Source organism: Haloferax sp. Atlit-12N (assembly GCF_003383095.1).
GTDB lineage: Archaea > Halobacteriota > Halobacteria > Halobacteriales > Haloferacaceae > Haloferax.
The window spans coordinates 724,795-745,632 of sequence record NZ_PSYW01000002.1; the positions used below are offsets into that span (position 1 = coordinate 724,795).

The 20,838-nt window shown below is 63.8% G+C and carries 13 protein-coding genes; 8 read left to right on the plus strand and 5 right to left on the minus strand.

Going from position 1 to position 20,838, the window contains the following annotated elements; all coding sequences use genetic code 11:
* Positions 1 to 307: 307 nt before the first annotated feature.
* The gene (locus C5B90_RS11960) at positions 308 to 1,645 is read right to left on the minus strand and encodes a hypothetical protein (RefSeq protein ID WP_115881717.1); all 1,338 of its coding nucleotides are present in this window, start codon (positions 1,643 to 1,645) and stop codon (positions 308 to 310) included.
* A 193-nt stretch (positions 1,646 to 1,838) separates the two neighbouring features.
* On the opposite strand from C5B90_RS11960, the gene C5B90_RS11965 reads away from it, so the two are divergent.
* Entirely contained in the window at positions 1,839 to 3,014 is a 1,176-nt protein-coding gene (locus C5B90_RS11965; RefSeq protein WP_115881719.1) for a PAS domain-containing protein, read from the plus strand.
* A 98-nt stretch (positions 3,015 to 3,112) separates the two neighbouring features.
* Entirely contained in the window at positions 3,113 to 3,289 is a 177-nt protein-coding gene (locus tag C5B90_RS20835) for a hypothetical protein (RefSeq protein ID WP_199517483.1), read from the plus strand.
* Positions 3,290 to 3,322: 33 nt separating this feature from the next.
* Here the strand turns inward: C5B90_RS20835 and C5B90_RS11970 are convergent, their stop codons facing one another.
* Entirely contained in the window at positions 3,323 to 3,715 is a 393-nt protein-coding gene (locus C5B90_RS11970; protein ID WP_058566541.1) for a DoxX family membrane protein, read from the minus strand.
* Between the two features lie 60 nt (positions 3,716 to 3,775).
* On the minus strand, positions 3,776 to 4,759 hold the full coding sequence (locus tag C5B90_RS20840) for a hypothetical protein (protein WP_199517484.1): 984 nt from the start codon (positions 4,757 to 4,759) through the stop codon (positions 3,776 to 3,778).
* Positions 4,760 to 5,038: 279 nt separating this feature from the next.
* On the opposite strand from C5B90_RS20840, the gene C5B90_RS11980 reads away from it, so the two are divergent.
* From C5B90_RS11980 to C5B90_RS11995, 4 genes are all read left to right on the plus strand, one after another.
* Positions 5,039 to 8,956 (plus strand): PAS domain S-box protein, encoded by a 3,918-nt coding sequence (locus C5B90_RS11980; protein WP_115881721.1) that lies wholly within the window; start codon positions 5,039 to 5,041, stop codon positions 8,954 to 8,956.
* 76 nt (positions 8,957 to 9,032) lie between these two features.
* Positions 9,033 to 9,866, plus strand: coding sequence for a CPBP family intramembrane glutamic endopeptidase (locus C5B90_RS11985; protein WP_115881723.1), 834 nt, complete (start codon positions 9,033 to 9,035; stop codon positions 9,864 to 9,866).
* Between the two features lie 258 nt (positions 9,867 to 10,124).
* Positions 10,125 to 10,826 carry a hypothetical protein gene (locus tag C5B90_RS11990; RefSeq protein WP_115881725.1) on the plus strand — a complete coding sequence of 234 codons (702 nt, stop codon included), beginning with the start codon at positions 10,125 to 10,127 and terminating at the stop codon, positions 10,824 to 10,826.
* 75 nt (positions 10,827 to 10,901) lie between these two features.
* Positions 10,902 to 13,067, plus strand: coding sequence for a PAS domain S-box protein (locus tag C5B90_RS11995; RefSeq protein WP_115881727.1), 2,166 nt, complete (start codon positions 10,902 to 10,904; stop codon positions 13,065 to 13,067).
* Between the two features lie 2 nt (positions 13,068 to 13,069).
* Here the strand turns inward: C5B90_RS11995 and lrp are convergent, their stop codons facing one another.
* Together lrp and C5B90_RS12005 are read right to left on the minus strand one after the other, a co-directional pair.
* Entirely contained in the window at positions 13,070 to 13,531 is a 462-nt protein-coding gene (gene lrp, locus C5B90_RS12000) for an HTH-type transcriptional regulator Lrp (protein WP_115881729.1), read from the minus strand.
* 113 nt (positions 13,532 to 13,644) lie between these two features.
* Positions 13,645 to 14,862 (minus strand): succinylglutamate desuccinylase/aspartoacylase family protein, encoded by a 1,218-nt coding sequence (locus C5B90_RS12005; protein WP_233511981.1) that lies wholly within the window; start codon positions 14,860 to 14,862, stop codon positions 13,645 to 13,647.
* A gap of 643 nt (positions 14,863 to 15,505) precedes the next feature.
* Here C5B90_RS12005 and C5B90_RS12010 point away from each other — a divergent pair.
* Entirely contained in the window at positions 15,506 to 16,756 is a 1,251-nt protein-coding gene (locus C5B90_RS12010; protein WP_115881731.1) for a hypothetical protein, read from the plus strand.
* 130 nt (positions 16,757 to 16,886) lie between these two features.
* Positions 16,887 to 20,819 (plus strand): heparinase II/III family protein, encoded by a 3,933-nt coding sequence (locus tag C5B90_RS12015; protein ID WP_115881733.1) that lies wholly within the window; start codon positions 16,887 to 16,889, stop codon positions 20,817 to 20,819.
* Positions 20,820 to 20,838 lie beyond the last annotated feature (19 nt).

Genomic DNA, 20,838 nt, shown 5'->3' on the forward strand with positions numbered 1-20,838 from the left:
CACCGTGAGACCGTTCTCTCTTTCCCCCCTCGAGTTGCGTACACTATCAGTATATGCCAATAGTCTCTACTATCCAAATTTATATCAACATCTGCTAGAACAACGTGTACGAGGACGAGAACGTTATCACCCGATGCTGATAGCGTGACTCTCGTTCTCGTTCCATCCTCCCCCATCCGGGGGACCCCACCACCCTTCGGATATCGCTCCGCTGTGTCTCGCTACTGAGTAGAGGTGAAGCCGCCTGCAACGAGCCGATGCGCCTCGCTTCGAGCGTCACCACGAGCGACCCACTACGATAGCCGAGTTACTCGTTCGCGCCGAGTGCGGCGTGTACTCGCGTTCGAACGTCGGCAGGGCTCGCCGCCGACGCGTCGCGCCGCGCCATCCGTCCGGTGACGAGGTCGAGGAGGTCGAGCGCGGTCAGCACCTCGCGGACGTCGGCGCGGTCGAGTCCAAGGCGGCGCTCGACTTCGTACAGCGTCTTCGCGCCCGAGACGGCCGCACACACGTCTTCAGTCGAGCAGTCGAGCGAGGAGACCGACGCGGGAAGCGGCGGAAGGGTGGCCGGGCTGGGCGCGTCCTCGGTCGCCTCGCTCGTCTCGTCTGTGTCGACCGCGACTGGCTCGGCGTCCGAGGCCGAGTCCGTCTCAGCGTCAGACTGCGACGCCGACTTCGGTTCGGACGCCGATGCCGACTCGGCGCTCACGTCGGATTCGGCGTCGACTTGCGTGTCGCGTTCCGCCGCGTTGGCGGTGTCGTCGCCTCCCGACTCGGGAGACAGTTCCGTCTCGCTCGGGCTGTCCCCATTGGAGTTGCTCGGGTCGGGTTGCCGTGGTTCGTCGCCCGACTCGGTCGACTCGCTCGAAGACGCCGATTCGGTCGGCGCGCCGTACGACTCCGGTTCGTGAATCCCGTGTTGAATCATCTGGTTGCGGACGGTCTGGGGAGTCACGTCGACGCCGAGCGCGTCGGTCATCTCTTTGAACGTCTCACAAGCCTCGTACGCCTCGCGAAGTCGAACGGGGTCGCGGTGTGCCGGCACCGAGTCGGTGTCTGTCTTGGCGTCCGCGTCTGGCTCCGTGTTCGTGCTGGTGTCCGGTGTCGTGACCGTATCCATGTCCGGACTCTCCTCCGTATCCGCCTCAACGGGGCTGTCCGCCACTACCGGTGCGGGCTGGTCCTCCCCCGTCGTTCCGTCTCTCGTCGTCGGGGCCGCAGACGCTATCGTCGGCGACGACGCACCGGACGTGATGGAGGCGCTGCCTCCCGAGCCACGCGCCCCGGAGCCGTCGGCTCGGGCAATCGGTGCGTCCGCCGGCTCGGAGTCGCTGTCGGTGGCGGCGTGCTCAGTCGACAGTGACTCTTCCCCGGCGCCCGCGGCCGCCGGAGGTGCGAGCACCACATCGAGTTCGAGCCGAAGTCGGCCGTCGGTCATCGACGCCACTGGTGACGACACGGAGAGTCGGTCCGGGTCGACCGCGCACTCCGACGCGACATCGTACTCGACGGTGACCGAGGCCGCTGTGCCCTCTTCACTTGGCTCGTCCTCGCTGGTCAGTTCCAGCCCGTGAATCTCTCCTGTCGTCTCCGAAAACTGTTCGAGAACCGCCGTGAGTTCTCGGACGCTTCTAACCACTTCCATATGAGGATGTCAACTCCGTCACATCGCATATAATTTATTGCCGCCGACATCATCTAGTAATATATATTCTATACAGACTTCGATTCTCTTGGCTCCCGGTGGTGAGCGGCCTGAAGCGGTCTGTAGCGCACGGTCGTCGCGCTCGACTGTCGCCCTAGCTGTTTTTATGACTCTGAGGCCACAGTACGTCCGTATGGACGTGTCCCTGCTCCACGATATCGCGCCGTTCAGCACGGAGCAACGTGCGATGCGAATCCTGTTGGTGGACGACGACAAGCCGATGGTGGAGCTGTCCGCGACGTTCCTCGAACGCGAACTCGCCGACGCCGAGACGGCGACGTACACCGACCCGGAGCCGGCGCTCGACGAGCTCACTGACGGCGGGTACGACTGCGTCGTGAGCGACTACGACATGCCGGGAATGGACGGACTCGAACTGCTCACGGCGGCGCGCGAGCAGGGCATCGAGATTCCCTTCGTCCTCTTCACCGGCAAGGGAAGCGAGGAGATCGCCAGCCGCGCCATCTCCGCCGGCGTCGACGAGTATCTCCAGAAGGGCGGCCCCGAGGAGTACCCCGTGTTGGCGAACAAAGTCTCGAACCTCGTCGAGAAGTACTGGGCCGAGACGCACATGCGACGCGGCTTTCTCGCCATCGAGTCCGCCGAGGAAGGCATCGGTATCATCGACGGCGACGGCGTCTACCAGTACATGAACGAGGCGTACGCCGCGCTCTACGACCGCGACCGGACCGAACTCATCGGGGAGCATTGGGACATCCTCTACCCGGACGACGAGGCCCGGCGCTTCCACGAGGAAATCCTCCCGCAACTCGAAGCCGAGGGGTCGTGGCGCGGCTTTTCGACCGGCGTCACCAAAGACGGCGAAGCGGTTCCCGAGCGCCTCGTGTTGACCCAGATGGACGACGGCGGACACGTCTGTATCGTCCAGGAACTCACCGAGGTCGACGCGTTGCGCGCGGAGGTCGAACTGAAAAACCGGGTGCTCGACGCCCTCGACGTCGGCATCGTCGTCACCGACCCCTCGCAGGACGACAATCCGATCGTCTACTGTAACGAGGCGTTCGAGGCGCTCACGGGCTACGACGCCGAGTCGGTGACGGGTCGCAACTGTCGGTTCCTCCAAGGTCTCGAGACGGACCCCGAGACGGTCGCCGAGATTCGGGCCGCGCTCGACGCCGGCGAGTCGATTTCGACCGAGATTCGCAACTACGACGTCGACGGCGAGCCCTTCTGGAACCGTCTCGACATCCATCCGGTTCGGGACGACGACGGCGCGCTCGAATGCTTCGTCGGCTTCCAACGCGTGGGCGACCGCGACGGCGACGCAGACAACGCGGACTCGCCCTGACGCGAACGTCGCCGCAGTCGCCGACGACTATACTGGAAACGGTGGGGTGTCGTACCCGCGAGGAAGAATTACAACCGCGGGACGCGTCGTCTGTATTCATGTCCCGACGGACCCGCCTCCAGCAGTTTCTCGTCCTCGCCGCGTTCCTCTTTGCAGTATACTGGATCGTCGATGGCTCACCGCTCATCGCGGCCGGGTGGGTTATCGTCGGGCTGCTCAATCTGTACACGCTCAGACGCGAGGACGCGGCCGACGACGACGCAATCGACGTGTGACCGCAGAAAAGCGAGGGCCGTGTGTCGGTGTCGTTATTCGTTCGACGCGCGCTTGAAGAACGCGACCGCCGCGCCGAACAGCGTCAGGTTCTGCAGGAACGAGGTGAGTTCCTCGTCGCGGGCGTCGTCGTCGACGGCCCAGAAGTCGTGCATCGTCGGCGTGACGCCGGCGAAGAACGCCGCGACGCTCGCGGCGGCGAGTTTGGGGAGTTTCCAGAGGCCGATACCGATACTCCCGCCGAGGAGTAGGCCGCTCGCCGCGGGGACGAGTCGGTCCGCCTCGGGGACGCCCTTCGCCTCGGCGTAGGCGATGCGGCCGTCGAGGTCGGTCAGGTTACGAATCGCGAGGACGGCGAGACCGCTCGCGAAGAGGGCGCGGGCGAGCCGCGATGGCGTGCTGCGTTCGGATTCGTCGGGGGCTGTCATCACCTTTCGAAAACGGAGTTCTAATTATAAGGGCTCCGATTACGAATCTGCCAGTAGGCTTTAGTACGCGAAACGGACCGTTCCCGAGTTGACGTTCCCTTGAATCTGATTCGCCTGTTTCAGGTATATCTGCCCGCTCACGCCCACGTTTCCGCTCACTCGCGACCCGGAAAGCAGATAGAGGTTCTGTCCGCCGTTGACGTTACCGTTCAACCTCGCGCCGGAGCGGAGGACGATGTCCTCCGAGACGCCGACCGACTCCGTGACGGTCGCCCCGCTCAAGAGGAAGAGACTGCGCGCGTTGTTGATGTTGCTCCTGTGGGTGACGCCGCTTTCGATGACGACGACCGCGCCGTTGGCGTCGATAGGCGTGTCCGAGTCCGCCGCGACGTGAATCGCGTTACTCGGCGGCGACGGCGGGGTCGAGCCGTCGGAGCCATCGGAACCGCCAGCGTCACCGGAGCCGTCGCCCGAACCCCCGGACTCACCGGCACCGTCACCAGAGGGCGCTTCGTTCGTCGCGACGATTGTGAGTTGTCCGGTCGGCGAGCCGTTCCCGCCCGCGGTGGTGTCAATCGTGGCGTGGAGCGCGGTCGACTCGCCGCTCGAAAGGGACTGGACGCTCGGCGAGGCGGCACTCCCGACCGCGAACGTGACGGTCCCGGCTTCGAGCGCGATGGTCGCGCTCGGGGCGGCGGTGGGGTCGGCGCTCGGCGCGTCCGTCGAGACGCCGACGTACGTCGTGGACCCGTCGGCCGCGTTGTTGGCGATGGTCACGATGTCGGTGACGGTGGTGACCGCGTGCTGGTTGAAACCCGCCTCACCGGGGCCGCCGAGGTCGATAGTGAGCGTCCCCGTCGCGGAGTCGTCGGTCACGTAGACGCCGTCGCCGGTGAGCGTGAGAAACGCGCTCGCGTCGCCGGCCGTGTCCACGCTGACCGCCCGCTGTGCGCTCACAGTCGCAAATGCACCGCTCCCCACGAGTGCGCCCCCGGCAGTCAGCATCGACCCGAACCCGAGCAGCACCGAACGTCGCGAAGTCATGTCAACCCTACCCGGTATCGGGCTAAAGTATTAGCCTGCTATCTCCCCGGAAAGGAGAGCTTGAACACGCCCGAAACCGCCATAATCACTCGTTTCACGCGCTGATGGGCCGGTATTCTGGCGTGCGCAGCTACGGACTGTCTGGGCTGAAAATGAGACACGCGTCTCCCGCACAGTCGCACCACGCAAGGGGGCGAGGTGGGCCCGCGGTCAGCCCTCGTGTCGGGCGGTTCACCGTGGAAAACGCTTACCACAATTCCGAGGATTGGTTTACGCATCATGTCCTCCCTCGCCGACGCATCGAACGAACCGATTCGGGTTCTCTACGTCAACGCCGACGTCGAGTTCACGGAGCTGGTCGAGACGAAGCTTCGGGCGACGGGGTTCGGGTTCGACTGCCGCACCGCGACGCGGGCCGAGGACGCGCTCGACGCACTCTCGACCGAACGGGTCGACTGCGTCGTGACCGCCTACTCACTCGCCGAGTCCGACGGCCTCCAACTAACGCGGGCGATTCGAGAACGCGACGCCGACCTGCCGGTGATTCTGTTCACCGGGCAGGGCAACGGCAGCCTCGACGACGAAGCCACGCACGCCGGCGTCTCGGACTACATCCCGCTTCGTGCGGACCGGGACGACTTCGCGCTGCTCGCACGCCGGATTCGGACGCTCTCGAACGCCGAACAGGCGAGACGCGACGCCGAACGGGCGCGGACACAACTCGACCGCGTGCTCGAACGGACGACCGACGGCGTCATCACCGTCGACGACGAGTGGCGCATCGAGTACACGAACCGGCAGTTCGCCGAGCGCTTCGGCCGCAACCCGGACGAACTCGCCGGCGACGGGTTCTGGGAAGCGTTCCCGTCGCTCCGTGGGACCGAACTCGAAGCCACGCTCCGAACGGCGATGCGACGCGGCGAAACCACCTCGGTCGACCGGGCTCGTACCACGCCGTTCGGCCACGGCGTCGACCTGCGCGTGTTCCCCGACGACGACGGCCTCACGATGTTCTCGCAGGCGACCGCTACCGACCGTGGCCGCACCCGGGAACAGCGCCTCGACGCCGAGCGAAGCGAGACGATTCTCGAACAGATTCACGACGTGGTTTTCATTCTCGACGCCGACGGGACCGTCCAGTTCGCCAACGCGGCGGCGGCCAGGCTCTTCGGCGCGACGGGGGCGTCGTCACTCGTTGGGTTGTCGCTCCGGGAAGTCGTCGGCCGGCACGTGTCGGACGATGACGCGAGCGAGTTCGTGCGAGCGGTCGCAGACACGCTCGACGCCGCCGAAAGCGACGGGGGGACGACGGGGCTGTACGACGCCGACTTACAGGTCGACTTCACCGACGGGAGCGGCACGCGGACGTTCGACGTTCGACTGACGCCGTTTCGCCGGGCGGGCGAGTCTAACGCGCTCGTCGTCGCCCGAGACGTGACCGAACGGAGCGACGCCCAGCGGCAGTTAGAGCGCGAGCGCGACGCGCTGCGCGAACTCCAGTCGGTGATGGCCGCCGAGACGCCGTCGCCCGACGAGCGCCTGTCGAGCCTGATTGCGGTCGGCTGTCGCACGCTCGGGCTCGATATCGGCATCGTCTCGCACATCGACGGCGACGACTACACCGTTCGGGCGGTCCACCCGTCCGACGCCGGCATCGACGTCGGCGACCGCTTCGACCTCGCGTCGACGTACTGCGAGGAGGTGGTCAGCCAACACGAGGTGTGCGCGTTCACAGACGCGGCAGCCGCGGGAAAAGCGGACCACCCCACCTATCGAGAATTCGCGCTCGAATCGTACATCGGAGTCCCGCTCGTCGTCGACGGCGAGCGCTACGGGACGCTCAACTTCTCGAGTCCGTCGCCGCGGGCGACGCCGTTCGGAACGCTCGAACACACGTTCGTCGAACTTCTGTCAGAGCTCGTGAGCGCCGTGCTCTCGCGGAGCCGCGACCGGGCCGAACTCGAACGCCAGCAGTTCCTGTTCGACCGCGTCCAGGACATCGCGAACATCGGCATCTGGGAGTACGTCCCGGCAACCGGCGCGCTCGAGTGGTCGGCCGGCATCAAGCGGCTTCACGGCGTCGACCCGGACTACGAGCCGGAACTCGACGACGCCATCGACTTCTACCATCCAGACGACAGAGACCGGATTTCGGCGGCCGTCGCAGCGGCGGTCGAAGACGGTGAGCCGTTCGACCTCGACCTCCGACTCGTCCGGGCGGACGGCGAGATTCGCAACGTTCGCGCGTGGGGGCATCCAGTCGACAGCGACCCCCACGACGGCCGAGTCGTCCGTGGCGTCTTCCAGGACGTCACCGAACACACCCAGCAGGCGCGTGTCCACCAGACGCTCGCCGAGGAGTACGAAGCCCTCCTCGACACGTCCGGCGACGCGATTTTCCTCATCGACGTCGACACGTCCGGTGACGACCCGAGCTTCGAATACGCTCGCCTCAGCACCGGCTACGAGAACACGACAGGACTCAAGACCGACGACGTGCGGGGAAAGACGCCACGAGAGGCCTTCGGCGAGGAACGTGGGGCAGAGTTGGAAGCCAACTACCGCCGCTGTGTCGAACAATGTGCCCCGATTTCGTACCGCGAAGAGCTCCCGCTCGGAGTCGACGCCCGCTTCTGGCAGACGGGACTCGCACCAGTGATCGTCGATGGCGAGCTCATTAGAATCGTCGGCATCGCCCGCAACGTCACCCCGCAGGTCGAGCGGGAGCGTGCGCTCGAAACGACGAACCAGCGGCTCGAATCGCTCATCGAAGCCGCACCGCTCACCATCATGGAAATCGACACTGACGGCGACGTCGTCCTCTGGAACCGGGGCGCAGAAGAAATGTTCGGCTGGTCCCAAGACGAGGTCATCGGGGAGCCGAACCCCATTATCCCCACCGACCGTGGCGTCGAGTTCGAGGCCCACCGAGAGCGGGCGCTCCAAGGCGAGCGAATCCGCGGCAAAGAGGTTCGCCGCGAGACGAAAGACGGTGAGCAGTTAGACCACCTCCTGTCGGTTGTCCCGCTTTCGGACGCCGACGGGGAGATAACGAGTGTCCTCGCGGTGCTCGACGACATCACCGAGCAAAAGCAGTTAGAGCGCGACCTGCGCGCGCTGCAGGAGACCGCCCAAGCGCTGAGCCGGGGGCAGACGAGCGACGAAATCGGCGACATCGTCGTCGACGCGGCGAGCAACATCCTCGGCTTCGAAATCGCCGGCGTCTGGGAGTACGACGAGCGGGACGACTCGCTCTTGCCGATTACCGAGACCGCGGCCGCGCGCGACCTCTTCGGGCCGATTCCACGGTTAACTGCCGGCGAGAGCTTGGCGTGGCAGACGTTCGAGTCGGGCGAACCGCAGGTGTACGACGACGTGCCCACCCAGTCGGGGCTGTACAACCCCGAGACGAAGATTCAAAGCGAAATTCAGATTCCGTTGGGCGAGTACGGGCTCATGTTCGCCGCCTCGCCGTCAGCGTCGGCGTTCTCCGACACTGACATCGACCTGTTTCGCATCCTGAGTGCGACCGTCGAAGCCGCGTTCGCCCGCGCGAGTCGCGAAGCGAAGCTCCAGCGACAGAACGACCGCCTCGATACGTTCGCGAGCGTCGTCGCCCACGACCTCCGGAACCCGCTGACCGTCGCCATCGGCTTTCGCGAACTCGCACAGGAGACCGGTGACACGAGCTACCTGTCGAAAGTCGAGTCCGCACACGGCCGGATGGAGCGACTCATCGAGGACCTCCTCACGCTCTCGCGGGGAGCGACGACCATCAAGCAACCGACGCAAATCGACCTCGCGGCGCTCGCGGCCGAGGCGTGGGGCTACGTCGACACCGACGCGGCGACGCTCACGACGATTGACGACCTCAGCGCCGTCGCCGGCGACCGCGGGCGGCTGACACAACTGTTCGAGAACCTGTTTCGGAACGCGGTGGAACACGGTGGCCGCGACATCACGGTGACTGTCGGCCCCCTCGACGACGGTGCGGGCTTCTACGTCGAAGACGACGGCACCGGTATCCCCGAGTCGCATCGCGCCGACGTGTTCGACCACGGCGTGACATTCAGCGAGACGGGAACCGGCTTCGGACTGTCCATCGTCGCCGACGTCGCGAGCGCACACGGCTGGCAAGTGGACGTGTCCGATGGCACCGACGGCGGTGCGCGGTTCGAGTTCCGGACAGAGCGGTGACCTGACCGAGCGCGGTCAGCCGTCGTAAAAGTCAATGAAAAGCCATTTTCCCAACGCGAGTGAAATCGTCCGGACGATGGTACGCACTCGTCTCACACCGCCGACGTTCGACCGCGGCGCGTCGCTTCCGACTGTCACCTACCTCCTTCTCGTCACCGCGCTGAGTGGGTTTCTTTTCGCCGCGCCCCACGGCTCACCCACGCCGCTTTTGGGACTCGCGTGGAGCGGCCTCCTCGTCGCGCTCGCGGCCGGTGCGCTTCGGGTTGAGGGCGTCGCACTCCGGTCTTTGTTCCCGTCTCTCCGGGCGTTCGGCGCGGCGGTCGCCGTCGTCGCCGCGTTCTGGGCGGCGTACAACGTCGCCGCGGCCGGACTCGCGACAGCCGGCGTCGTCGGCTTCGAACCCGCACTGTCGCGGGTCGTCGCACACCCGGCTCCGTATCTCGCTGCGCTTCTGAGTTCGTTCGTGCTCACGGCGCTCCCGGAGGAACTCCTGTTTCGTGGCTACTTTCAGCAGAAGGCGATTTCGCTGGCCGGCGGCGATAGTCGTCGCGCGGTCATCGGCGGCGTCGCGGTCGTCGCTGTGTTGTTCGCCGTCTTCCACCTGCCTCGGTGGTTCATCGCCTCGGGCCACGGCGTCAGCGCCGCACTCGGAACGCGACTGTTCGGGCTGTTTCTGGCCGGACTCGCCTACGGCGGTGTCTACGCGCTTACGGGGAATCTCTGGGTGGTCGCGCTGTTCCACGCGACGATGAACCAACCGCCGTTCATCGTGACCGTCGACATCCCCTCGGACCTGCATCTCGTCGCCGGCGTGGTCGAATACGCGGGGATTCTCGCCGTCGTGGTGCTCGCAGTTCGGCTGACCGGTGTCGGTGATGGGGAATCCGTGTGGGCCCGCGAATGGCACTAATATCTCGAAACCGACCGGTACAGGCGATGATTGGCAGATTCTCTTCCTCGGCCTGAGCATAGAGGTCCGTACTGCATTCCCTTTTCTATCGACTGCTGTCCGCCGGAAACGCTGTGGCCACCGTCTCACAGACTCTCCGACTGCACTCCGATTCGGGCCGAAACACGTCACGTTCCAAACCCGCCGATTGTGTGAACTTGTTGAACATTCATAACAATTAACCAGTCGCGAGTTGACATCAGTTTGTGGTCTGTTGACATGGCAAACCCAAAGCACTACGTCGTGCTGGAAGGCCTCGGTGCCGGAAAGTCCGACTACACGATTCAGGCGACTGGCGACATCGAAAAAGCAGGCGGCAGGCTCGGCGGACTCCCCGTCACCACAGGTCCCGGAGACCAAGTGTCCGGGAGTACGGCAAACGGAACCGTCTGGGGGAAGTCAGACGGCTTCCGAATCTACGGCGGCATCAAGTCCATCAGCCTCGAAAATCCCGACCACGTACAGGTCCACACAGGAGCCATCGCTGGCGGTCCGGGCGACGGCGACGGCGACCTGTGTGAGGTCGTCGTCCGCGCGGAGAAAGTCGAGTTCGTCAGCGGGCAAGGTCCGGGTGAAGGCGCGCTCGAACTGGAGATCGAACACGACATCCGCGGCGGGCAGTCCGAACACACATCGCTCAGGCTCCCAACGGGGGCGACGCGAAACATCGGTGTGGCGATTGACAACTTCAAAGTTCCCCGAAATGGGTCGGAACCGAAGACCATCGTGACGAAAATCACGGAACGAGAGGTACCTTCGGACTGGTTCACTGGGACACCGGACGAAGGGAGCGAGCCGGTCGATATCACGCTCGCGTGCGACAACCCACAGCAGGTGACCAACACGGTCCCCATCGACTCCGACCGTGGGAACCCCGGCAAGGTGAAGGTGTACTACACCATCGACGACCTCGACGACTGAGGGGGCCTGTCCCCCGTTCGGTCCTCCCGCGAGCAACAACCATTATGATGCGGTGCGGTCACGTTTATCTCACAAATGGACTCGCCTCGTGACACGCCGCGTTCGCTCTCGGAGTCGTCGCCTATCGACGTCTTGCACGTCGACGACGACCCCGAGTTCTCGACGCTCGTCGCGGCGGCGCTGGAACGCGAGCGCGAGCACATCACCGTCCATACCGAGACGGACCCGCGGGTCGCGGTCGACCGGGTTCGGCGCGACGGCCCGACGTTCGACTGCATCGTCTGCGACTACGATATGCCCGACCTCGACGGCCTCGACGTGCTGGCGAGCGTCCGGGCCGAGTATCCGGAACTCCCAGTTATTCTCTTCACCGCGAACGGCAGCGAGGAAGTCGCCAGCGAGGCGATTTCGGCGGGCGTGACCGACTACCTCCGGAAAGGCGACGACACGAGTCAGTATCAACTCCTCGCCAACCGCATCGAGAATGCCGTCGAGCGGTATCGAGCCTCGCAGTCTCTCACTCGGGGACTGACGGCCATCGAGAACGCGACTGATGCAGTCTGCATCCTCGGCGACGACGGCACAATCGAGTACGCGAACGCGGCCTGTACTGCGCTGTTCGGCTACGAGCGCGAGGAACTCCTCGGTCGCCACTGGGAAGCGTTCTATCCCGACGACGACGTGCAGACGGTCTCCGATTCGATACTCCCCGAAGCGCGCGAGAGTCGGTGGTCGGGACAGTCGTCGCTCGTGCGGAAGGACGGGAGCCTCGTCGACGTGGACCACACGCTCACGAGCACGGCGGACGGATCGCTCGTCTGGACGCTGTCGCGCGTCTCGAAACGCGACAGACTCGAAACGAAACTGTCGCGTCGGGAGCGGGCAATAGACGAGGCACCGATCGGCGTCGTCCTCACGGACCCCGACCAAGCCGACAACCCCATCGTTTACGTCAACGACGAATTCACCAACATCACCGGATACAGTCGTGACGAAACCCTCGGGCGAAACTGTCGGTTTCTGCAGGGCGAAGCGACGGACGAGGCGGCGGTCAACGAGCTTCGGGCGGCGGTCGACGAGCGCGAACCCGTGACGACCGAACTCTTGAACTACCGCAAGGACGGCACCGAATTCTGGAATCGCGTCCGCATCGCCCCTATTTTCGACGACGACGGGAGCGTCGATCTCTTCGTCGGCTTCCAAGACGACATCACGCCGCGAAAAACTTACGAGGAACTCCTCCAGTCGAACACCGCCCGACTCGAAGCGCTATTCGAGCACTCGCCGGACCTCGTCATCGTGCACGACGACGGCGGAACTATCCAAGACGTGAACCAGCGGGTGTGTGAGGAACTGGGCTACAGCGAGGCCGAACTCGTCGGCAAGACCGTCTGGGACCTCGACCCTTCGTCCGAGCCCGACCGCGCGAGGGAGTTCTGGACGGAGCTGCCGACCAACAAGCCACACCGCTTCGAGGGAGAACTCGAACAACGCGACGGGACGACGTTCCCCACCGAGATACACCTCATCCAACTCAACGTCGAAGGCGAGAATATGTTCGTCGCGATGATTCGCGACATCAGCAAACAGAAGGAACGCGAGGCCGAACTCGTCGAACAGAACGAACGGCTCGACCGCTTTGCGAGCGTCGTGAGCCACGACCTCCGCAACCCGCTGCAGGTTGCCATGGGCCGCCTCGAGATGCTCCAAGACGACTGTGACAGCGACCACCTCGACGATATCGACCGCGCGTTGGACCGCATGGACGACCTCATCAGCGACCTGCTCGTACTCGCCCACCAGGGCGACGACGCCATGGAGGTCGAACCGGTCGGGCTGGCCGACCTCGCACGGGCGTGCTGGCAGAACGTCGTGACCGACGGTGCGACGCTGACCGTCGAGACCGACGCCGTCGTCGACGCCGACCGCGACCAGCTTCAGCAACTCCTCGAAAACCTGTTTCGGAACGCCGTCGAGCACAGTTCCGACGACGGCGACGGCAACGGCGACGTGACCGTCACTATCAGCGAGACCGACGACGGGTTCGCCATCGAAGACGACGGCCCCGGCATTCCCGAGGACGACCACGACACCGTGTTCGAAGCCGGCTACACCACGTCTTCCGAGGGCACTGGCTTTGGCCTGAACATCGTTTCGCAGGTCGCCGCCGCGCACGGCTGGACGGTGACGGTCTCGGAAGGAGCCGAGGGTGGTGCGCGCTTCGACTTTCGGGTCGACTGAGCCTACGCGTCGCCGGCGTCGAGGTCGAACTGCTCGTTTTCGGAGACCGCGTTCAGGACGACGCTCGTGTTCGACTCGCGAATCGGCGCTTCGTTCAGAAGCGCCTTGATCTGGCGGTTCATGTCGTCTGTGTTTTTGAACTTGCCGACCGCGAGGACGTCGTAGTCGCCGGTGACCTCGTACACAGAGACCATCTGCGGCTCGTTGGCAAGCATGTCGGTCACATCCGTGAGCGCGCTCCCCTCGACTTTGAGGTGCATGACCGCGGTCACGTCGTAGCCGAGCGCGTCGTAGTCGAGACGCGGCGTGTAGCCCTCGATGATGCCTTCGTCTTCGAGATCTCGAAGGTGGTTCGAGATGGTCGTCACCGAGACGTCGAGCTCTTCGGCGAGGCTCCGGAGACTGCGCCGCCCGTCTTTCAACAGCGCATTAATGAGGTCAGAATCCAAGTTTTCGTAGGTCATATGGGCCTCTTTGCAGTTGATTGTGATTAACCTCCCGGTTGAAGTTGACAATCCGGTGAATTGTCGTTGCAAAAGTTGCTTGAACGCTCGTCATGGGCGCGAGTGCATGGGACTCACCCGTGGTAGACTCCGTGTTGCCACAGCAGGTCGCGAGCGACGGCGACTTCCCACGTCACGGCGTCTTCGAGGGCCGTCCCCTTGCGGGTCGTCTCGACGACGTACCCGGGAAGTTTGCGGTCGCCGTACACCTTGTGGACGAACAGCGGTCGCGAACCATCGAGGAAGTTCCCGCGGTCGAAGTCGTAGTACGACGGGTACTCCGAGGGGTCGACGTACTGCTCGTTGACGGAGTTGCACGCACTTGCAGCGTTGTCGGGGGTCGCCCAGGTCGGGAAGACCGCCTGCCCGACCCTCCCGTCGTGCTTGTAGATGCCGCTGGAGCTGTGGAGGTCGACGACGACGTCGGGGTCGTGCGAGACGAGTTCGTCCCAGAGCGCCCGCGCGAGTCGGGACATGGGCTGCGCCCCCGTGGGGAACTGCCGGTTTAGGTCGCCGTCTTCAGTGTATCTGGCCCCGATGCTGATTGCGGGCGCGTTCGCGTAGGGGACGACGACGAGTTTGCCGCCGGTCGGCCGGAGATGCCTGATATGGTTCGCCGCGTGGTAGCCCTGGGGCTCTTCACCGTGGATACCGCCGACGACGAACGCCGTCGGGCCGGATTCCACCGAGTCGATGACGTAGACGGGCGTTTCGTACTTCGTTCCCGGAAGGAGCGAGTGGGTGCTGACCGAACCCTCGTTCACCCGGTCGAAGCGGGTCCGAATCCAGACGAGAACGTCACCGTAGTTTGCGTCCTTGTGGTCGCGGAGCAGGCGAACTCGTGGCACGCCAGAGATGCCGTAGCGGACGGCTTCGTCGGTCGCCGAGCGGACGAGGCTGTCGTAGCGGTCTTCGTAGGCGCGGTTGGCGATTTTCGTGATGTTTCGGACACCCGCGAGGTCCATATAAGACTCCAACCGAGCGTGGGTGTACGTCTTGGTCGTGAAGTTCCAGTACATGAACTCGAAGAACTGCCAGAAGTTCTCCGGTTCGACGTCCCAGACGCCGTGAGCGGCGCGGGCGGCGCGGGCTTCGCCCTCGTCGTCGCCGACGAGGTAGGTGTCGATGGCGTCCGGCCTGTACGAGAGGAACCGCAGTTCGAGGTTGAGGTCGCCCGTCAGGACGTACTCGCGGACGATGTCTTCGAGGTTGTGCTGGACGAAGTACTGCGAGGAGTCCGACAGGAAGTTCACGTAGACGACGAGCGTCGGGTTCGAATCGTCGGTGCCCATCGTCGGGTGAAGTCGGTCACTGAGATATGGTGCGGTCCCGACGACGCCCGGTGAGAACCCCGCAGCGGCGGTGCCACCCGCGCCGAGTAACCCCGCCCCTCCGACAGCGGTCGCGAGCGAGCGACGGCCGAGTGACCCTCGCTGCGAGTCGCGAGTCGCAACACGTGGTAACAACCGAGACTGGTCCGGATTCTGACGAAGGGATTCGAGGTACTCGTGCACGCTGTGAACACCTGCCTAGAACACCCTATCGAGATGACAAATAGATGCTGGTACTGTGTGAAAAACCGAACAATCGGCGAGTATGGACGATAGTTCGGTTAATCCAAAATATAAGACAGATGTTATTATTTATCGCCACATTCCTTTCATCGTGTCATTCAGTAGCAAGTATCGCGTGGACGTGTAATCCCGGCAATAACATCACGAATCCACGACCTGCCCTACCGGACGCACATTCGTCTGGAATGAGCGCGACCCACGTGCCCCGTCTGGGCGCGTGAGCGGCAGAGAGGCACCCAATCGCAGTCGACCGGTCGGCCCGCCCACGAGTATCGAGAGCATGGTGATGGTTTGGAACCCAACGCACGTCTCGGGGCAGTTCCACTCCATCACACGCACGTCGTCGTTTCCCCACCGAGCCATGACAGACTCTTCAGACACCGACACAGCACGTACGGAACTCGCCGTGAACCGCAGAGATGTCCTCAGGGGCATCAGTTTAGCAGCGCTCCTGTCGGCCGCGGGGACGACCGCAACCGCGGCACCGACACAGGACGACCGTGACGACGCTTCCCCCGAAGAAACGCCGCTCAGCGAGTATCGGGAGAACGTCGTCTGGTATCGAACTGGCGACAAGGCCGGGCGAGAGCAGTTCAGAGAGGCCGTCTCAACGCCTGACGGTGGCATCACGACGTTCGGCCTTGCAACCACGTCCGACGACGGTTCGGAGTCGTGGCAGTACACGTGGGATGCCGACGGTGACAAGCGGTGGGCAACCCTGCACGGTCAGTCCGGAGTCGACGTCGCGTACGGCGGTGCGAGAACCGCGACCAACGGTTACGTGTTGTGCGGTGCAACGCGTGGTCGCTGTAGCCAGCAGATGTACGTCGTCGAAACCAACCGAAACGGCCGTGCGCGGTGGACACAACGGTTTCATCTCGCGACGTCTGCCGACGACCGGGCGAACGACGTCGTTCAGACGCCCAACGGTGGGTTCGTCGTCGCGGGAACGTCCGGCGACGACGCGGCGCTGGCGAGACTCAGTTCCGACGGTGCGGTTCGCTGGACGAGGACGTACGCGGGTGGGACGCGAACCGAAATCGCGTCAGTAACCCGAGCACATGATGGGTTTACCGTCGCCGGAACGCGCACGAACGACGACGACACCACGGAGTTCCTCATGGTGCGGACCGACGCGGCGGGACGCGAGCGATGGCGAACGTCCTACGCAGCCAACGAAGCCAATCACCTCGGCGAGTGTATCCGGGTTGGCGACGGCTACGTCTTCGCGGGGACGACGCAGGCGGACGACGACGTCACCACCGACGCGCTGTTCGTCAAGACCACGGCGGACGGCGACGTGGTCTGGACGAAAACCTACGGCGAGGAGGGACAGGAGTTCACCGCTGACGGAATTGCCGCCCTCGAAGACGGCTACGCCGCGGTCGGGACCCGAAGCGTCGACATCATCGGCCCGCAGATGTGGCTCAACGGACTCGACGAGAGTGGGGACCGCACCTGGAAGTACACGTTCGGTACTGAGCGTGTGGAACAACCGTACGCAATTACGACGATGGGGAGGAACGCGCTCGGTGTCTGTGGATACCGGAACCCGCCCCAGCGACGTGATGAGTACGACGGGTTCATGACGAAAATCACCCGTCCAAATTAGACGACTGCGGGGCCCACACCCGAGCCACGGACCGCATGCGGTCCACAGCACAGTTTAAATCTCAGTTTTAGATATTGGTTTTAATCAAAATGTCCAATGGTTTAACATTCGTGATACAGATAACTAGATAATGAATGACACTAACCGTGATCCAACCGCGAGCCAAGACGACTCGACACCAGAGGCGTCTGACAACGGTGAGAACCAGGGTCTGGGGTTGGACCTGAGCCGTCGCGGGTTTCTGAAAACGTCGAGTGTCGGCGTACTCGGGACGCTGTTATCGAGCGATGGAGTCTCCGCGACGGGGTCACCGCGGAAAACGCGGGCGACGTTCTACACCGACCGGAAGCGTCACGCGGCCCGCGAAAACATCGCCTCGTACGAGTGGGCACAGGCGAGACGCAACGGCATCGTCTCGGCCGCGAACAAACTGCTCAATCAGTTCTCACTCGACGAGTTCTGGGAGTACGTCGGCTCACAGAACATTCCTCGGACGGCGTGGCTCGCCGAGGGGACGGCCGGGTATTATCCGTGGTCGAGCGAATGGGATCCGAGAGACCCCGCGGCCGGGGCCAGGTATGCGGCGAAGCCAGATACACAGTGGCACATCACGAACGGAGAGTACACCCTGCCAACGAACGATTTCGAGGCGTACCGTCGGAGCGGTCTCGACGAGACGGGCGCGTTCGACCCGTCGCTTGCGGACCGGTCGCTCCTCGTCAACGAAACGCATCCCGAGATGGGAGAGACGTGGGGCGTCGATGACGGCCTCGGGTGGGTTGACGAGAACGGTGACCTCGGTGAACCGGGCGTTCGGTGGACACCGGTCGGGTGGGCGCATCACTGGAACGTCATCTACGGCATGCGTTCGATGCTGGAACACCTCTCCAAAGCCTACCTCTACACCGAAGCACAGCGGTATGCGCGCGCTGCGGCAGTACTGCTCGACCGACTGGCCGACGTGTATCCCGACATGAGCCTCCAAGAGACGGTGTATTTCGACGACGGGGGATACACAGCAGTGAACGGACTGCCGAACCCGACCCACGGCGGGACGGGCCAGGGGAAACAGATCGGCTCAATCTGGGAATCCAGCTGGGTCAAAGCGGTGATGAAGGCCTACGACGCCGTCTTCCCCGCACTCGACGTCGATTCCGAGCTCACGAGGACGCTCGACCGGAAGGCGACCGAGTATCCCGCGTTGTCAGCGAAGGACACTCCGAACGCCGTCCGGGCGAACATCGAAGAGGGATTCATCAAGCAGATGCTTCCCGGGGTCAAGCAGGCACAGATTCGTGGTAACTTCGGAAATCACCAGCAGACGTTGGCGCTCTCGGCCGTCATTCAAGACGACCGAGACGGGTATACCGACGAAGCGCTCGATTTCCTTTTCAAAGCTGGCACACTCGAAAAAGAAACCGACGGAACGGCATTTGGCCGCTGGTACATCACCGGTGGCGAGTTGCTTTCGAAGTTGCTCACCGACTTCGACCGCGACGGCTTTCCGAACGAAGCGAGCGTCCACTACAACAGTCTCGTAACCCGCTCATTCGGAGGTGCCGCTGAGGTTCTCAACGGGTACGGTGGCTACTCTGGCGCAGATCTATACCGCAACCCGTTCGTCAACCAAGCGTTCGAGAATCAGTCCCAACTGACGTTCCTCAACCGATACGTTCCCCGAGTTGGAGACACTGCCGGGACGGGCAGCCCCGGGTTCGACGACATGGTTATCCCGGACCTGCTGATCCGAGCGTACACGAAGTACAGAGACGAAGACCTCGTTAAGTGGCTCTATCAACGCAACGGAAACACGAAGGCAGGCCTGCGAGGTGACATCTTCGACGAGCGCCCCGAGGAGATCGGAGAGGCACTCGATGCGGCGCTGAACGCGACCGGGCCGTTGAATCACGAGAGCACACAACTCGCGGGGTACGGCTTCACAGCCCTTCGAGCGGGAGACGCCAACGAGGGAACGGGCCGTGGGGTCTGGACGTACTACGGGCGGAACGCGTTCGGTCCAGACGAGGGCTACGGAACCAGTCACTGCCACCGCGACACGCTCAACCTGGGGCTGTTTGGCCACGGACTAAACCTCTCGCCGGACCTCGGCTATCCGGAAGAGACCGGCGACTGGCCGAAGCGGTGGAACTGGACTGCCAATACGATCAGCCACAACACCGTCGTCGTCAACGAACGACAGCAGGACCGCCAGTGGGTCGCCACACCGAAGCGGTTCGACCACACAGACCGCGTCCAGCTGCTCGATGTCGATGCCGCCAACGTCTACGAAGAGACCGAGCGGTACCGCAGAACGACCGCCCAGATCACCATCGACGAGGAAACCTCGTACGCGGTGGACTTCTTCGCTGTCGCTGGTGGGTCCGACCACCACTTCAGTTTTCACGGTCCCCCGACTCCGACCGACCGCGTGACGTACGACCTGCTTGATGGGGTTTCGGAGTTCATCGCCCGCGAGGGGGCAGGAGCGGTCGAACCATCCCACGACGTGACCTACGACGGTGACGACCGGTCGATACGTATCTTCGACCCCTCGGACGAGTCGCACGACTGTCGCGGACTGTCCGTCGCCGCGGACGCCGACGTGGAGGCGCGGGTGTACGTCAATTCAGAGCTGACGGGGACGGAAGACTACCTGCAACACGTCCAAGCGATCTATCTCGGTCAAGACGACAACCGTCGACACGTCTGTGCCGGAATCGGCAATCACGGGCCTGGTAACAGCCCGCGACTCGGGATTTTCTCGCCCGACACGAACACCTGGGAGGCGTTCACGTCAATCGACGGCTGGGACCAACAGACGTGGTACGAACTCACTGTCTCGACACAGGGGACGACCGTCGACATCTCGCTCGAATCGGCGGCCGATGGCACGACTCACGCACAGGGGACGTACGAGCTAGCGAATGAGACCGACGAGCGGGTCGGTATCTTCGGTGGGTTCGGAACGCGACAGACGGGAAGTCTCTACTTCGATGGGTTTTCTGTCAACGGCACTGCGGTCGACTTCCTTCGGACGGATTTCGATGAGAAGAGCGGTGTGTCGACCGACTGTCTGTATCTCACACCGCAAGACCAGGGGACGTATGCCGGCCGAGACGTGCCGAAGCCCGGCGAGGGGGAGCGCACGGACTACAACGAGACCGTTGGAAACGGCTTCAACTATCTCTACGACGTCAAACGTGACACAGACCCCAGCGGCTTCTTCAGCGTCGAGTGGAACGCGCTGGACTACTGGGACGTTCGGCCACGCGAGGCCGACTCCGTCCGGTTGCGGCTAACGATGCTGACGGCGTGCGACGATGTCGCAATCGCCACCGGTGACCCGCCGCAGCGGTGGAACAACCCGAAGTCGCTGAACTACCTCCTCGCCCATCGACACCCCGAGGACGGCCAGTCCGTCTTTCGGTCCGTCATCGAATCGTACGAAGACGAGCGAGCGGTCGCCGCTGTGACCGGCGCCCCCGTCGAGAGTCGCGACCCCACCGCCCGTGCAGTACAGGTCGAACTGAACAACGGACGGACAGACTACATCCTCTGTGCGACCGCTCGTCCCGATGATGAACCGACCGAGCACACCGTCGACGGCGTCTTCACCTGTGACGGTGCGGTTGCGGTCTACTCCACCGACAGCGATGGGAATCACGAACACGCCTATCTGCTCGATGGGTCGACGTTGACAGCCGACGGCGACCAGTTACTCGACCAGCAGCCCCGTATTGAGGGCGTCGTCGACGACTTCACGAGGTCGCTCTCGCTCGACAACGAACTGCACGTCAGCGTGACGAACGGCCCACTCGACCCCGGCCTCATCGAAAAAGCGGTCGGCTCGTGGGTGTACGCCGACGCGGTCGATGGCCGAAACGGAGCGTACGAAATCGTCGGCGTCGAGAACGTAACGAGCACCAGCGCGACGCTCAAACTCGGCGAGCAGACGACGGTCAAACAGTTCACCGACCCGAGCAACCCGGACGCCGGTTACGACTACATCCTCGAAGAACACGGACGGTTCGTCATCCCGCTGCGCACCACGTGGTCGGGATAGCCGCCCCATCAGCCTTCGT

Coding starts and splice junctions, on each gene's coding strand:
- C5B90_RS11960 (WP_115881717.1), bottom strand. CDS start 1,645: ATGGAAGTGGTTAGAAGCGTCCGAGAACTCACGGCGGTTCTCGAACAG.
- C5B90_RS11965 (WP_115881719.1), top strand. CDS start 1,839: ATGGACGTGTCCCTGCTCCACGATATCGCGCCGTTCAGCACGGAGCAA.
- C5B90_RS20835 (WP_199517483.1), top strand. CDS start 3,113: ATGTCCCGACGGACCCGCCTCCAGCAGTTTCTCGTCCTCGCCGCGTTC.
- C5B90_RS11970 (WP_058566541.1), bottom strand. CDS start 3,715: ATGACAGCCCCCGACGAATCCGAACGCAGCACGCCATCGCGGCTCGCC.
- C5B90_RS20840 (WP_199517484.1), bottom strand. CDS start 4,759: ATGACTTCGCGACGTTCGGTGCTGCTCGGGTTCGGGTCGATGCTGACT.
- C5B90_RS11980 (WP_115881721.1), top strand. CDS start 5,039: ATGTCCTCCCTCGCCGACGCATCGAACGAACCGATTCGGGTTCTCTAC.
- C5B90_RS11985 (WP_115881723.1), top strand. CDS start 9,033: ATGGTACGCACTCGTCTCACACCGCCGACGTTCGACCGCGGCGCGTCG.
- C5B90_RS11990 (WP_115881725.1), top strand. CDS start 10,125: ATGGCAAACCCAAAGCACTACGTCGTGCTGGAAGGCCTCGGTGCCGGA.
- C5B90_RS11995 (WP_115881727.1), top strand. CDS start 10,902: ATGGACTCGCCTCGTGACACGCCGCGTTCGCTCTCGGAGTCGTCGCCT.
- lrp (WP_115881729.1), bottom strand. CDS start 13,531: ATGACCTACGAAAACTTGGATTCTGACCTCATTAATGCGCTGTTGAAA.
- C5B90_RS12005 (WP_233511981.1), bottom strand. CDS start 14,862: ATGGGCACCGACGATTCGAACCCGACGCTCGTCGTCTACGTGAACTTC.
- C5B90_RS12010 (WP_115881731.1), top strand. CDS start 15,506: ATGACAGACTCTTCAGACACCGACACAGCACGTACGGAACTCGCCGTG.
- C5B90_RS12015 (WP_115881733.1), top strand. CDS start 16,887: ATGAATGACACTAACCGTGATCCAACCGCGAGCCAAGACGACTCGACA.